Annotated in this window: 11 protein-coding genes; 10 read left to right on the top strand and 1 reads right to left on the bottom strand. The window is 47.9% G+C overall.

Annotation, left to right across the window (positions count from 1 at the left end; genetic code table 11):
- Window positions 1–16 precede the first annotated feature (16 nt).
- From ACTHPA_RS09160 to ACTHPA_RS09150, 3 genes are all read left to right on the top strand, one after another.
- A complete protein-coding gene (locus ACTHPA_RS09160) occupies window positions 17–1,939 on the top strand; it encodes an FtsX-like permease family protein (protein ID WP_440499870.1) in 1,923 nt (640 codons plus the stop codon).
- 198 nt (window positions 1,940–2,137) lie between these two features.
- A complete protein-coding gene (locus ACTHPA_RS09155) occupies window positions 2,138–3,691 on the top strand; it encodes a fatty acid--CoA ligase family protein (protein WP_440499869.1) in 1,554 nt (517 codons plus the stop codon).
- 118 nt (window positions 3,692–3,809) lie between these two features.
- Window positions 3,810–5,513: a methyl-accepting chemotaxis protein gene (locus tag ACTHPA_RS09150; protein ID WP_440499868.1), complete on the top strand. Its 1,704-nt coding sequence runs from the start codon at window positions 3,810–3,812 to the stop codon at window positions 5,511–5,513.
- A 454-nt stretch (window positions 5,514–5,967) separates the two neighbouring features.
- Here the strand turns inward: ACTHPA_RS09150 and ACTHPA_RS09145 are convergent, their stop codons facing one another.
- Window positions 5,968–6,843, bottom strand: coding sequence for a LysR family transcriptional regulator (locus tag ACTHPA_RS09145; RefSeq protein ID WP_440500094.1), 876 nt, complete (start codon window positions 6,841–6,843; stop codon window positions 5,968–5,970).
- A 108-nt stretch (window positions 6,844–6,951) separates the two neighbouring features.
- On the opposite strand from ACTHPA_RS09145, the gene ACTHPA_RS09140 reads away from it, so the two are divergent.
- The 7 genes from ACTHPA_RS09140 to ACTHPA_RS09110 all read left to right on the top strand — a co-directional run bounded on the left by ACTHPA_RS09140 (window position 6,952) and on the right by ACTHPA_RS09110 (window position 14,083).
- The gene (locus ACTHPA_RS09140; RefSeq protein ID WP_440499867.1) at window positions 6,952–8,025 is read left to right on the top strand and encodes a citrate synthase/methylcitrate synthase; all 1,074 of its coding nucleotides are present in this window, start codon (window positions 6,952–6,954) and stop codon (window positions 8,023–8,025) included.
- 77 nt (window positions 8,026–8,102) lie between these two features.
- Window positions 8,103–10,073 carry a S9 family peptidase gene (locus ACTHPA_RS09135; RefSeq protein ID WP_440499866.1) on the top strand — a complete coding sequence of 657 codons (1,971 nt, stop codon included), beginning with the start codon at window positions 8,103–8,105 and terminating at the stop codon, window positions 10,071–10,073.
- Window positions 10,074–10,089: 16 nt separating this feature from the next.
- Window positions 10,090–10,635: a GNAT family N-acetyltransferase gene (locus ACTHPA_RS09130; protein ID WP_440499865.1), complete on the top strand. Its 546-nt coding sequence runs from the start codon at window positions 10,090–10,092 to the stop codon at window positions 10,633–10,635.
- Window positions 10,632–11,168, top strand: coding sequence for an SF0329 family protein (locus ACTHPA_RS09125; RefSeq protein ID WP_440499864.1), 537 nt, complete (start codon window positions 10,632–10,634; stop codon window positions 11,166–11,168). Before ACTHPA_RS09130 ends, ACTHPA_RS09125 begins: the two co-directional genes overlap by 4 nt.
- Window positions 11,169–11,672: 504 nt before the next feature.
- On the top strand, window positions 11,673–12,404 hold the full coding sequence (locus ACTHPA_RS09120) for an ABC transporter ATP-binding protein (RefSeq protein ID WP_440499863.1): 732 nt from the start codon (window positions 11,673–11,675) through the stop codon (window positions 12,402–12,404).
- On the top strand, window positions 12,401–13,429 hold the full coding sequence (locus tag ACTHPA_RS09115) for an ABC transporter permease (protein ID WP_440499862.1): 1,029 nt from the start codon (window positions 12,401–12,403) through the stop codon (window positions 13,427–13,429). The genes ACTHPA_RS09120 and ACTHPA_RS09115 overlap by 4 nt, the downstream gene beginning before the upstream one ends.
- A 12-nt stretch (window positions 13,430–13,441) precedes the next feature.
- A complete protein-coding gene (locus ACTHPA_RS09110; protein ID WP_440499861.1) occupies window positions 13,442–14,083 on the top strand; it encodes a TetR/AcrR family transcriptional regulator in 642 nt (213 codons plus the stop codon).
- The last annotated feature ends 133 nt before the right edge of the window (window positions 14,084–14,216 follow it).

Raw genomic sequence — 14,216 nt, 5'->3', positions numbered from 1 at the left:
TAGGGAGGAATTCGCGATGACGTTTCGCCAGTTCGCTTTCCGGAATGTCATGCGCAACCGGCGGATTTACGCTGCCTTTTTCATGGCGAGTGTTTTTTCGGTCATGGTGTTTTTCCTTTATTCCATGCTTCTCTTCCATCCGTCGATTGAAGGTAGTGCGGTACAGGATATTGCGGTGCTCGGCATGGGGATCGCTGAAATTGTTCTATACATATTCACGATGTTTTTCCTGTTTTATTCGATGCGGGCCTTTTTGCAAGCTCGAACGAAAGAGTTCGGGATCCTTCTCCATTTAGGAATGGAGAAACGGCAGCTGCATCGGCTCATTTTTATTGAAACGCTCATCATCGGCGCGGCATCAATTGGTGTCGGCACGTTTCTAGGTTATATGTTTTCGAAGTTCTTCTTCATGGTCGTAAAAAGGATCGTCATGCTGCCGGCACTCCCTTTATATTTATCGTGGGAGCCGTTCGCATTAACGGTCGGTGCTTTCCTAAGTCTATTTATCATCATTTCATGGGTCGCGCCGGTTTTCATCAAAACGGGCAAGCTCGATGAATTGATTCGTGGAGATGTAACCGGCATGGAACAGCACGGTTTTTCAAAAACCCGCGGGGTCATCGGAATCGTTCTTCTCGCACTGTCCTATGGCATGGCGGCTTTCACGTCAAACAGCATCGTCATCGGACTCGTCTTCATGCTGCCACCGCTCGCGACGCTCGGCACATATTTCTTTTTCACGGATTCATTGCCGTTCCTCCTTCATCTTTTCAAAGTGCGGAGGGAGTTCTATTGGCGGCATTTCCGCTTGCTCGCGATTTCCGAAGGCGTTATTCGACTGAAAGAAAACGCCCGGATGTTCTTCATCGTGACGATCGTATCGACGGTCGCCTTCATGTCAGTCGGCATCCTCGCTTCGCTCACTTCATTCGCTTCTCAATACCGGGAGTTAAACCCGCTCGGCCTTGTGTACGAAAGCTTACCGGGCAATGAAATGGAGCAGGAGCATATTAATCGGCTTGGGTATGAACTAAGGAAGAATGAGATCGACTACACATATGTGCGGTTTCCTGTGTTGAAACAGCGGTCATCTTTGACGGATTATACCGTCACGATCATCAAGCTTTCGAGCGTCAACAGGCTTTCGAAATCATTTGGCAATCAGGCGTTTGAACTGAAGGAAGGGGAAGCGCTGTTCCTGCCGCCGACCGCTACTACATTTGAACAGCTGAACAGGCAATCTGTCGAGACGGTCCTCGAGGAAAGCGGCATTCCTGTGCAAATCAACGGCGCCTATCCATACCAACTGTTCCCGCCTCATGCTATCGGCACGAACACGATCATTTTAAACGACGTCGACTATGAGAAACTCGCTTTGCTCGTCGAGCCATCATCCATCTATCACGCATTCGATATTCCCGACTGGCAGAAGACAAAAAACATTGGGCTGACAATCGAACATTCAGTGACGCAGTCGATTATAACAGGCACACGTGGTGAACTGCATTTTACTTTCGATAACCCAGGCCTGAATTATTCCGTCATGCGTACGACGTTCACATTATTGCTGTTCATCGGTTTATTGCTCGCAGGTGTTTTCCTGCTTGCTGCGGGAAGCTTTATCTATTTCCGGCTCTATACGTCGCTCGACAGTGATCGGAAAGAATTCGACGTGCTCCGTCGCATGGGCATTACCGACAAGGAATTCAAGAAAATCGTCAATCGGCAGCTCATCCCGCAATTTTTCGTCCCATGGGGTGTCGCGCTCGTCCATAGCTCGTTTGCGTTCTTGTCACTTCAAGTCATTTGGGATGCACTCGCGGAAATTTCCATCGTTCGCGAACTCATCATGGTGCTCGTCGGTTTCACAGCATTGCAAATCATTTATTTCTACCTCATCCGCTGGCGCTATTTAGCCCATATCCGAACACCGGAGTAAAAGTGGAATGTAATAAGCTCATGCCTTCCCTCGAATGACAGGGAAGGCATTTGTTTTCTTGGAATAAAAAAGAGAAGATGCTAAATTGCAATTTCCATAGATTTTCTAAAAGTATTGTGAACTTTTAATTTTTCTTATATAATAATAGATGGGTTAAATGAATGATGATTCATTCAATTAAAAGGGAGGATGTTCACGATGAATTTGGTAACACAAGTTTATGAAACATCGAAGCTGCAACCTGGGAAAACGGCCTATCACTTCATGGGGAAAGATACGTCTTATGCTGAGTTCGACCAGTCCGTGTCCATGTTTGCATCTGCATTGCAAGAATTGGGAATCGAAAAGGGCGATCATATCGCTTTATTGCTAGGGAATACGCCGCATTTCCTCATTTCGCTTTATGCGACGATGCGGATCGGGGCGACGGCGATTCCGATCAATCCGATTTACTCGCCTGACGAAATCTCGTACATTTTACATAATAGCGATGCGAAAGCGGTCATTGCGATCGATCAGATGTTGCCGCTAGTTGAGAAATCGGCTACGCTTTTTCCGTCGATCGGGCACTATATCGTTTGTGAAATGAGTGCAGAAGCGGGTGCAAAAGTGGCGGCGCTATCGGATAAGGCAAAGGCGAAAGTGAAACTATTTTCTGAGCTTATCATAACCGGGCGTCCAAATCTCGAACCAATATCCGTTGACGAAAATGAAACCGCTGTCATTCTTTATACGTCAGGAACGACGGGTCATCCGAAAGGCGCAATGCTGACGCATAAAAATCTGTACTCAAACGCTCGCGATGTCGCTGATTATTTAGGTTTCTCGGAAGACGACAGGGTCGTCGCAACGCTGCCTGTTTTCCACGTATTTGCACTAACCGTCGTCGTGAATGCGCCATTGTTGAAAGGGGCGACAATTGTGCTCGTGCCGCGATTCAGTCCTGCAGATGTATTCCAGACGATCAAGGAGCAGCGAGCGACTGTATTCGCAGGCGTGCCGACAATGTACAATTTCCTTTATCAATTCCCGGAAGGCGATCCGGCAGACTTCAGTACGATCCGCCTCGCGATTTCCGGAGGATCATCATTGCCTGTCGCGCTGCTGCATAACTTCGAGAACAAATTCAATGTGAAGGTGTCGGAAGGGTACGGCTTGTCCGAAGCATCTCCAGTTACGACGTTCAATCCGTTCGACCGAGAGCGCGTGCCCGGTTCAATCGGCACGAACATCGTCAATGTGGTGAATAAAGTCGTGGACGAATTCGGGGATGAAGTGCCTGTCGGCGAAGTCGGCGAACTCATCGTCCAAGGGCCGAATGTCATGAAAGGCTATTATAAAATGCCGGAAGAAACGGCTGCCGCCATCCGTGACGGCTGGCTGTATACGGGCGACTTAGCTCGGCAGGATGAAAACGGATACTTCTATATCGTCGACCGAAAGAAAGATTTGATCATCGTCGGCGGCTACAACGTTTATCCGCGTGAAGTGGAAGAGGTTTTATTCACACATGACGATATTGTCGAAGCAGCGGTCATCGGCGTGCCGGACCCCGACTTCGGGGAAGAAGTCCAAGCATTCGTCGTGCTGAAGAAAGGTGCCAAAGCGGACGAAGAAAAGTTGAAAGCTTTTTGCGGCAACCGTCTTGCAAAATACAAAGTGCCGAAAACAATTGAATTCCTGGACGAACTGCCGAAAAACACAACCGGTAAGATTTTGCGCAGGTCGTTGAAAGATCAGGTGAAGCAGTAACTATCGATTTTCCCCTAATGAATAGGGGAAAATTTTTTTTGTTATAGGCTTAGCTTGGCATAAAGATTTTATCGCAAATACCGATAAAAACAAAAAAATAACTAAAGGGGCAAACACCATGCGTTGGACTGTCGGGAAGAAATTATCGTCGATTTTGATGCTCATGATTATTCTCATTTTGGGAATGAGCGCTGCTGGTATCATCAGTACATTTACGCTGAATAAAAACACATCTACAATTAACGACATCATCATCCCGAAAATCGAAAACATCAATGCACTTGAAAAAGGAACTCAAAACGTGTTAAGCGTGACACAAAGGCATATCCTTTCGAAAGATGATGATTTCGAAAAACAATACGAAAGCGAAATCATTGCTGAAAAGGATTCTGTGAACAACGTTATCTCTACATATGATCAGTTGCTGTCGACAAATGCGGAACGAGAGTTATTAACGGACGTAACTGAGTATTGGAAAACCTTTACCGCGGATATCGATGCCATCATTGAGATGAGCGGCAAAGGACTGGATCAGAAGGCGACCGAGCAGTCATACGGCGCAATCATCACTAGTAATGAAATTAATAAGAAGTTGAGTGAGCTAAGTGCGCTTCATCATGAAGAACTGGAAGAAATCGAGCAAAAAGGAGCTATGCTTTATTCGACAGTCTTAATTACGTTATCGATTAGCGCATTGATTGCTGTCCTGATTGCCGTTTTGGGCAGCCGCTATTTAATGCGCACTATCCAACGGCCGATCGTTTCTCTTTCTGATAGTTTTAAGCAAATGGCGACCGGCGATTTGTCCATCAATCCGATCGTAATTAAGACGAAAGATGAAATCGGTCAGCTCGGCGATAATTTCAACACGATGCTTGCCAATTTGAACGAGTTGGTAGCGGAATTGAGAGAAAATGTCCATACACTGGCCGCAACATCTGGCCAATTCTCGGCCAGCGCAGATGAATCAGCCCGTGCTTCCGAGCAGATCACGAACTCGGTCATCGGTGTGTCGGAAGGTGCGGCTATCCAATTGGAAAGCGCACGCTCCAGCAGCGTGATCGTAGACGACATAGCGGATCAATTGAATCAAACGGTAGAGTCGATCCAGCATGTTTCCGAGATGGCTGTCGCTGCGACGGAGTTGACTGAAGCCGGCGCAGAAAGAATGACAGCGACTGTCGGAAAAATGGAAGACATCCAGCAGTCAACAAAGAGGACGGCAGCGGTTGTAGAATCGTTACATACAAAGTCGTCTGAAATCGGCAAAATTGTCTCGATCATTACGAATATCGCAGGACAAACAAACTTGCTGGCGCTAAATGCCTCCATCGAAGCGGCAAGAGCGGGAGAACACGGGAAAGGCTTTGCGGTCGTTGCTTCCGAGGTTGGCCACTTGGCGCTCGAATCAGGCAATGCGGCATCCGACATTCGAAAATTGATTGAAGAAATCCAACACGAAGTAAGCGGGGCAATCAAAGCGATGGAAACATCAACTCTGTTCGTGGATGAAGGGCTTGAAATGGTGCATCAGACCGGAGAAGGCTTCCAGGAAATCGCTCGACGTGTGAATGAAGTATCCACGCAAGCCGTCGAAATTTCCAAGATCAGTGAAGGGATAAATGCCAGTACGCAGCAAGTAAAACAACTCGTCGACGAAGTGGCGAACTTGTCGAATCAGTCCGATGAAAACGCCCAGGACATCGTGGCGGCAGCCGAGGAGCAAAGCGCCACGATGCAAGAAATCGCCGCTTCCTCCACAGTCCTCAGCTCGATGGCGGATACATTGCAGCAGCTCGTCTCCAAATTTAAAGTGAAATGAATATAAAGCGATCCATATACGATAGGGATCGCTTTTTTGGGTGGGCTGCGTATCTTCATGCATCACGTAAGGAAGGCAATTCGCTACGCAACTAATGCATGGCGTATCGCAATCAATTCAGTTCGCAACGCAATGAAAATGTGTTGCAACACAAAAATTAGGTCGCAACGCAATTAAAACTGGGTGCAACACAATCAATTTGGTGCGCAACGCAATTAAAGCAGGACGCAACACAATCAATTCGGTTCGCAAAGCAACAAATAGGTCGCATGGCAATTAAAGCTGGGTGCAACACAACCAATTCGGTTTGCAACACAATGAAAATGGGTTGCAACTCAAAAAAATAGGTCGCAACGCAATCAAAGCCGGACGTAACACAATCAATTCAGTTCGCAACACAACTAAGTCCCATTGCAACACAACCAAGTTACTAGCAATAATCCCGTATAACCGCCTACCCAAAATAATAAGCCGAAATCTCCCGAATAAACGCCTCTTCCAATTCACCTTTCTTTTTCACAAGAATGAACGTCGAAACGGTCGGCAATGGAAACAGATCAAAATGCGGCCGCATAAGCCGACCTTCCGTCAGTTCGCGCCGGACAATCGAGTGGGGGAGGAAAGAGACGCCTAACCCTTCTTGGATGAACCGCTTCGCGATATGCGCCTGCGTCACTTTCATCGTGCGAACCCCCGTCACATGCTTATGCAGCATGACAAGTAGATCGTCCCAGTAGACCGGATGATGATGTGTCAATAAATAATTGCCGAGAAGCGCTTCCACCACATCAACAGGCGGGCCGCTTTCCTCGTCGTAGCTGTCCGTCGGTGTAATAAAAACAATTGGATCATCGTAGATGCGTATCGATTCGATTCCTTTCAACGTCGCATCCAAGGCAGAAATGCCTAAATGGACTTCACCCGAATCGACGAGCTGCTCAATCATCTCGGACTCCTCAACACGGATTGTCAGCTCCACATCGGCTTGACTCACCATGAACGTCCGCAAGAAATAAGGCAAAATCGTCTCTGCCATGAGCGGTGAAATGGCGATCGTCCACATTCGGCGGTAGCCTTGCGCAAATGCGTGCATTCGATTCACGCTTTCATCCAGCCCTGCAAGCAATTTCATAGCTTCCACGTAAAACACTCTTCCGGCATCGGTCAATGTAACCCGATTGTTGATCCGGTCGAAAAGCCGGACGCCAACATGCTCTTCCAGCAGCTTAATATGTACCGTGACAGTCGGCTGTGACAACAGCAATCGCTCTGATGCTTTCCTGAAATTCAACGTCTCCGCCGCCACGACGAATGTTCTTAGCCATTGCATATCCACTCGCACTCACCCCTGATTAATAAACTTAATCAATCTATTCCAAAACATTCAATTTACCTAATTATACCTCCCGCCTATACTGAAGAAAAGGAGGAATGTATTATGTTTCAAAAAGGCTTGAAAGATGTCGTTGCAGTACATACGAAGATTGCGTCCGTAGAAGGGGATATCGGTGAACTTCGATACCGCGGAATCCAAGTCGGCGAGCTGATCACCAATCATTCATTCGAGGAGATTGCATACTTCCTTTGGAACGGAAAATTCGCAGACCGAAACGAATCATATACTCTTCAAGAGGGCAGGGACTTACCCGCGCATGTAAAAACGATCATCGACGCTCTCCCAACCGAAACGCCGTTGATGGATGTAATGCGAACAGCTACATCCGCATATGCACATCCCGCTTTCACGAATCAACCAATCGAACAGCAAGCACGCCAACTAACGGCTTCACTCCCGGTCATCATAGCGAGACATTATCGTAACGCAAACGGACTGCCGATTATCGAACCTGACCCAACTCTATCGCATACCGCCAACTATTTATGGATGTTAACCGGCAACAAACCTGCCGATGTCCACGTAGAAGCGCTCGAAACATACTTGAAATTAACGATGGAACACGGCATGAACGCCTCCACATTCGCTGCGCGAGTCACGATTTCCACTGAATCCGACTTGACAGCGGCCGTCACGTCAGCGCTTGGCACGATGAAGGGACCTTTGCATGGCGGCGCTCCGTCAGCCGTCATCGAACTGCTTGAAGAGATTGGTACAGAGGACAACATCAGTCCCGTCATCCAAACAAAACTAGAGAACGGCGAACGGATCATGGGATTCGGCCACCGGATATATAAAACAGAAGATCCGCGTTCCATCTTATTACGGGACAAATGCGCCAACTTGGCTGGTCAAGACGGCTGGCTAGATCTCGCGACAGCGGCAGAAAAAGAAATCATCGAGCTTCTGGAAGCATACAAACCAGGTCGCAAACTGTACACGAACGTCGAATATTACGCGGCCGCAATTATGCGGGCGCTCCAAATGCCACCCGAACTATTCACCCCGACATTCAGCGCAGCAAGAATGGTCGGATGGACCGCACATTCCATCGAGCAACTGAGTGACAACACGATCTTCCGCCCGCAATCCGTCTACGTCGGAAAAAAATCTTGAAATAATGCAAAATTAAAAAGGGAAAACTCCTCCGGCTGTCGAAATATGTAGAATAGAAAAGAGAAGGGGGAATTCCCATGAGAAACTTACAAACAGAAGATTTATTCAAACTGCAATCCGTCACGAACCCGCAACTCTCACCTGACGGAAAAGAAGCGCTGTTCATCAAAACGCACATCGACGAAGAAGAAAACAAATATATCGCGAACCTTTACCATATCGACCTTGAGACGAAGGAAACGGCGCAATGGACATACGGAAACCACCGTGTCAGCTCGCCAAAATGGTCGGCAGACGGCAAGCAAATCGCTTTTTTGTCAAATCGCGACGATAAAAATCAGCTATACATCCTTTCCGCCCGCGGAGGCGAAGCGAAGAAGCTTACATCATTTGAAAAAGGTGTTTCTGGCTTCGAATGGTCGCCATGCGGAACGAAAATCTGGTTCGATGCTTCGGTGAAAGAAGGCAAAACGTTCACGGACAAAGAAGAGAAGGATGAAAAGAAAAAACCGGAACCTGTCCGCGTAACAAAAATGAAATATAAAATGGACGGCGTAGGTTTATTGCCACAAGATTCATTCAAACAAATCGGCTTCATTGATATCGAGACTGAAGAAGTGACGCAATTTACGGAAGGGAATCACCAGCATACGTTGCAAGCCGTTTCGAATGATGGAAAGCAAATTGTCATCGGCGTAAACCGTAACGAGAATTTGGACTTTGAATTCCGTCAGCCGCTTTATTTGGTCGATGTCGAGTCGAAGGAAGAGACAATCATCATCGATGAGGAAGGCTATTATGGCGGGGCAAACTTCTCATTGGACGACGACTATATCGCGTTCGTTGGCTCGGATCGCGCGTTCCAAAATGCGACACACGGGAACTTGTATGTGTACGATACGAAGCGCGGCAATACGATCAACATTACGGAAAGCGTCGATGCTCCGGTCGGCGACTATACTGTGGCGGATCATCAGCAAGGGGCGAACGCGCCAGCAGCCGTCTGGACGAAGGACAATGATCTCTACTTCCAGCTTTCGTCGATGGGCGATGTGCGCCTTTATTTCGCAACGCTTGAAGGGGAGTTGTACCCGGCGTCTCAGGAAAACGAGCATGTTTACGGCTATGACGTGAATCGGGAAGGCGATTTCGCGTTGCTTGCGGTGAGCTCTGCAGTGAATCCAGGCGAAATTTATAGATTGATGATCGCGACAGGCGAAAGAGTAGCCCTTACATCATTCAATAAAGATTATTTGGAGGAAGTTCAACTGGTAGAGCCGGAAGCAATCGTCTTCAAAGGACCGAAAGACTGGGATGTACACGGCTGGCTCATGAAACCGGCAGACTTCAAAGACGGGGAGAAACACCCGCTTATCGTCGACATCCACGGCGGACCGCACGCCATGTTCGGCAACACGTTCTTCCATGAAATGCAGCTGCTTGCGGCGCAAGGATACGGCGTGCTGTATATCAATCCGCGCGGCAGCCATGGGTACAGCCAGGAGTTCGTCGATGCTGTCCGCGGCGCTTATGGCGGCGGCGATTATGAGGATATCATGGCATCAGTCGACTATGTGTTAGCGGAAAACGAATGGATTGACGAAAATCGTCTCGGCGTTACGGGAGGCAGCTACGGCGGCTTCATGACAAACTGGATCGTCGGCCATACGAACCGCTTCAAAGCAGCTGTCACACAGCGTTCAATCTGCAACTGGATCAGCTTCTTCGGCGTATCCGACATCGGCTATTACTTCAGCGACTGGCAAATCGCCGCAGACATGAAAGATGTCGAAAAGCTCTGGAAGCATTCCCCGCTGAAATACGCGGAAAACGTCGAAACGCCGCTATTGATCCTTCATTCAGAAAAAGATTTCCGCTGCCCGATCGAACAGGCGGAGCAGCTATATATTACATTGAAGAGCATGGGGAAAGAGACGGAATTCGTTCGCTTCCCGGATGCAGACCACAACTTATCGCGGACCGGCGCACCGAATCTCCGCGTCGAGCGATTGAACGAGATTACGGGCTGGTTCGCGAAATACCTATAATCTTGGAGGCTATTATTTGTCATATACAGTAGAAGGCGTAACAATTCGCCCGATTAGAGATGAAGATTTGTATCGCATGTGGGAATTAAGCTTCAAAGAGGAAAACCCCGAATGGAAGAAATGGGACGCTCCGTATTACCCGCATGTATCAATACCGTACGAAGCGTTTCTTGAACGGAAAGACCAAATCGTCGTGCAAGGCGATTATTGGGGCATCGAAGTGGACGGCGAGCTCATCGGCATGGTGAGCTACTATTGGGAGCACGAGCCGTCCCTTTGGCTTGAGATGGGCATCCTCATCTACGAGCCGAAATATTGGAGCGGCGGCTACGGAACGAAAGCGCTCACGATGTGGATCGATCATTTATTCAACGAAATGCCGCTTGTCCGCGTCGGCCTTACAACATGGTCCGGCAACGAGCGGATGATCCGCGTCGCCGAAAAGCTAGGCATGACAATGGAAGCGCGCATCCGCAAAGTCCGCTACTGGAACGGCGTCTACTACGACTCGATCCGCATGGGCATGCTGCGCGAGGAATGGGAAGCGCATAAGGCGAAATGAGATGGTCTAAGCTAAAGCAATTGTCGGAAGGATTTCTGTGCGAACCGCTTCAAGGGCGAATCCACTACCATTGGATCATCCATCGGAAAAGCCATGACCAGCCGGGAACATTCCGGATGACATTGGACGGTACGGAAATCTTCCGGGCCTCCGATATTCCCTTCAATATTGCCGTCAATACCCGCGGACAGGAATTGACCGAGGAAAGAGCGATCGACCCTTTACAATGGGAATCCGATTGGCGAAAGATGTGGGAGTCGAATGAACGGAAGCAGCTGCATGCCGCCTACGAAGATGCGGAGACGGAAATGAAAGAGCGTGGCGTATACCCGTCATGGGAGATTATCCATCTCCTGTTCGACTACATTCAAATGCCATTTGAAGAAGCGCTGACACATGAGCATCCCTTCATTCGGGCAATTTCCTTATTCGACAGGCGGCTAGGGAAGAGAAAATGGGATGGAATCGATGTTGAAACAGAAACAGATCTTGTAAGGAATTTCTACAAATTTCGCGATGAATTGAATGACTAGAAGTAGTAGAGGATAGTTTGCCGTCATACTGGCATCTATCCTCTTTTTCAATTGATTGTGCGTTAATTGTGTTACGGCTTATATTGATTGTGTTGCCCCCGGCTTTGTTTTCGTTACGGTATGGGTTAATTGTGATGCACTTCACTTTGATTTTGATGCACCCGCCAATGATTGTGTTACGACTCAACTTGTTTGTGTTCCGCTCATCCGCAGCCACACAAAACGAACGCGGCAAGATATCGTTACCCTCAGCATGCAATATCTCGTGCCAAATGCCTTTCACAAACTATAAATTATCTGGAGCAGGTGAATCTCCATGAATAATAGAAGGACCAAAGTCCCGAGACGAGCATAACTAATTGATCTAAGAGCATTTAGCGCGAAACTAAAACCTTTATTACCAGACACTCCCGCGTGATGAGTGATTACTCACTTTACAAACTGATTTTCAACGAATACAATAAAGTGAGTAATCACTCACTATTAAAAAAGAGGTGACCAACGATGAAAGAAAGTGAAGTATGTGTCTCCATCCGCAACGTCTCGAAAAGCTTTGGCAAGCATCAAGTCCTTCAAGACATCAATCTCGACATTTACGAAGGGGAAATCTTCGGGTTGCTTGGACCATCCGGTGCGGGGAAGACAACGCTCGTGAAGGAACTCGCTGGCCTAGACGAACCGACGGAAGGGGAGAATCAATTATTCCACGAGAAGATGCCATCCCTGAATCTCATTAACCGGATCGGGTATATGGCGCAATCGGACGCCCTTTACGAGGAGTTATCCGCGAAGGAAAATCTTCAATTCTTTTCGGAACTGTACGGATTGAAGGGGCAGAAACAAGCGCAGCGCATCAACGAAGTGATGGAGCTCGTTCAGCTTTCGGGCGACGTCACAAAACTTGTTTCGAACTACTCCGGGGGAATGAAAAGACGCCTTTCCCTCGCGATTGCATTGCTCCACGAACCGGAACTGCTCATCCTCGACGAGCCGACTGTCGGAATCGACCCAGTCCTTAGGAAAAGCATATGGAATGCATTTACAGACTTGAAAGCACAAGGAAAAACGCTCATCGTCACGACCCACGTCATGGATGAAGCCGATAAATGCGACCGGCTCGGTTTAATCCGTGATGGAAAACTGATTGCAGTCGGCACGCCTGCTGAATTGAAAAAGGAAACCAATTCAGCAACAATCGAGGAAGCATTCCTCGTCTTCGGAGGTGTGGAACGATGAGAGTGATGGCATTGGTTAAACGGATCCTCCGTCAACTCGTCAGGGACAAACGGACAATCGGGCTGCTTATCTTCGCGCCAATTCTCGTGTTGACGATGCTCTATTTCGTCTTTAACGGCGACGATTACACACCGAAAATCGGATTGGTTGATGTACCTGAAATGCTCGTCGACCAAATCAACACGGAAGGCGCAAAAGTAACGACCTTCGAAACGGAAGCGGAAGCGAAGAAACAACTAGCCGCTCAGGAACTCGACGGCTATTTGAAAATCGAAGACAATAAACCGTCCATCGTTCTAGAGGGAAGCGATCCTAGCGTCACAGGTGCTACGATGAAATGGCTGCAAAACGCATTGCCAAAACCGCCCCAAGCGGTCGATACACCGGAATTGGAAGTTGATTACTTGCACGGCTCAAGCGATATGGGGCAATTCGATTATTTCGGTCCAGTGTTGCTCGGATTTTTCGTGTTCTTCTTCGTCTTTCTCATCGCGGGCGTTTCATTCCTGCGCGAACGGACGACGGGAACACTCGAACGGCTTCTTGCCAGCCCGCTTCGCAAATGGGAAATCGTCGCCGGTTATGTCATCGGCTTTGGACTTTTCACGACAATCCAGTCTACAATTATAACAGCGTACGCAATTTACGTGCTTGGCATGGTTATGGAAGGAGCCTTCTTCTACGTGCTCCTGATCATCATCATCCTCGCGATGACTGCACTGACGCTCGGCATCTTGCTCTCATCATTTGCGCATAACGAGCTGCAAATGATGCAATTCATTCCGATTGTCGTCGTCCCACAAGTGTTCTTTTCCGGCCTGTTCAACTTGGAGACAATCGCCGAGTGGCTCAGCTGGATCAGTTACTTGACGCCTCTTTATTATGCTGCCGAAGCATTGCGCGACGTCATGGTGAGAGGCGCCGGATTCGGTGACATTTTGACAAACGTGCTCATACTTGCAGGATTCTGCCTGCTGTTCATTGCCATTAACATCGCCGTACTACGCAAATATCGCAAAATGTAAGAGGAGGCCGTCATGACAGACGAAAACATGCTAGAGGAAATGCTGCAGGAAGACGACAGCCTGACAGATAAACAAAGAAAAATCCTCGTTGCAGCGACAGAAATGTTCGCGGAAAAAGGCTTCGCCGCCACATCTACGAATGAAATCGCCAAAAAAGCGGGTGTAGCGGAAGGCACGATCTTCCGCCATTACAAGACGAAAAAGGATCTGCTTCTTTCCATCGTTACGCCGATGATGGTGAAAATGCTCGGTCCGATTATCATTAAAGACTTGAACAAAGTGCTCGACAAAGAATTTGAGCACTTTGAAGACTTCGTCCGGGCAATGATTAAAAACCGCCAGGAATTCCTCGAGAAAAACTTGAAAGTCGTCCAGATCTTTCTCCAGGAAATCCCGTTCCATTCTGAACTGCGCGATCAATTCATCGAACATATTGGAAAAAAGGTCGTCAACCGCTTTATCCAAATCATCGAGCATTACCAATCAAAAGGCCAAATCATCAAACTGCCCGCAACAACCGTCGTCCGCCTCGCAGCCTCGACGATTATGGGCTACTTCGCCGCTAAATACGTCATCGGCGTAAAATGGGATGATGAAGAAGAGATCAATCAAATGATCCACTTCCTCAAAAGAGGGCTAACTCCCGACGAATGAGAAAAGAAGGTCTCGCACCTTCTTTTTTTGTTGCAATTAAGAATGCGCTTAGATTTGCTTGCTCTATATCCCAATTCAATAGTATTTTAACTATAATCGATAATTATTTATTGATAATCGATAAATTATAAGT

Source organism: Sporosarcina sp. SAFN-015, assembly GCF_051966875.1.
Lineage (GTDB): Bacteria > Bacillota > Bacilli > Bacillales_A > Planococcaceae > Sporosarcina.
Note: the sequence above shows the minus strand (reverse complement) of the source record. Positions and strands in the feature narration are given on the sequence as shown.

Coding starts and splice junctions, on each gene's coding strand:
- ACTHPA_RS09135 (WP_440499866.1), top strand. CDS start 8,103: ATGAGAAACTTACAAACAGAAGATTTATTCAAACTGCAATCCGTCACG.
- ACTHPA_RS09125 (WP_440499864.1), top strand. CDS start 10,632: ATGAGATGGTCTAAGCTAAAGCAATTGTCGGAAGGATTTCTGTGCGAA.
- ACTHPA_RS09110 (WP_440499861.1), top strand. CDS start 13,442: ATGACAGACGAAAACATGCTAGAGGAAATGCTGCAGGAAGACGACAGC.
- ACTHPA_RS09140 (WP_440499867.1), top strand. CDS start 6,952: ATGTTTCAAAAAGGCTTGAAAGATGTCGTTGCAGTACATACGAAGATT.
- ACTHPA_RS09160 (WP_440499870.1), top strand. CDS start 17: ATGACGTTTCGCCAGTTCGCTTTCCGGAATGTCATGCGCAACCGGCGG.
- ACTHPA_RS09150 (WP_440499868.1), top strand. CDS start 3,810: ATGCGTTGGACTGTCGGGAAGAAATTATCGTCGATTTTGATGCTCATG.
- ACTHPA_RS09120 (WP_440499863.1), top strand. CDS start 11,673: ATGAAAGAAAGTGAAGTATGTGTCTCCATCCGCAACGTCTCGAAAAGC.
- ACTHPA_RS09145 (WP_440500094.1), bottom strand. CDS start 6,843: ATGCAATGGCTAAGAACATTCGTCGTGGCGGCGGAGACGTTGAATTTC.
- ACTHPA_RS09115 (WP_440499862.1), top strand. CDS start 12,401: ATGAGAGTGATGGCATTGGTTAAACGGATCCTCCGTCAACTCGTCAGG.
- ACTHPA_RS09155 (WP_440499869.1), top strand. CDS start 2,138: ATGAATTTGGTAACACAAGTTTATGAAACATCGAAGCTGCAACCTGGG.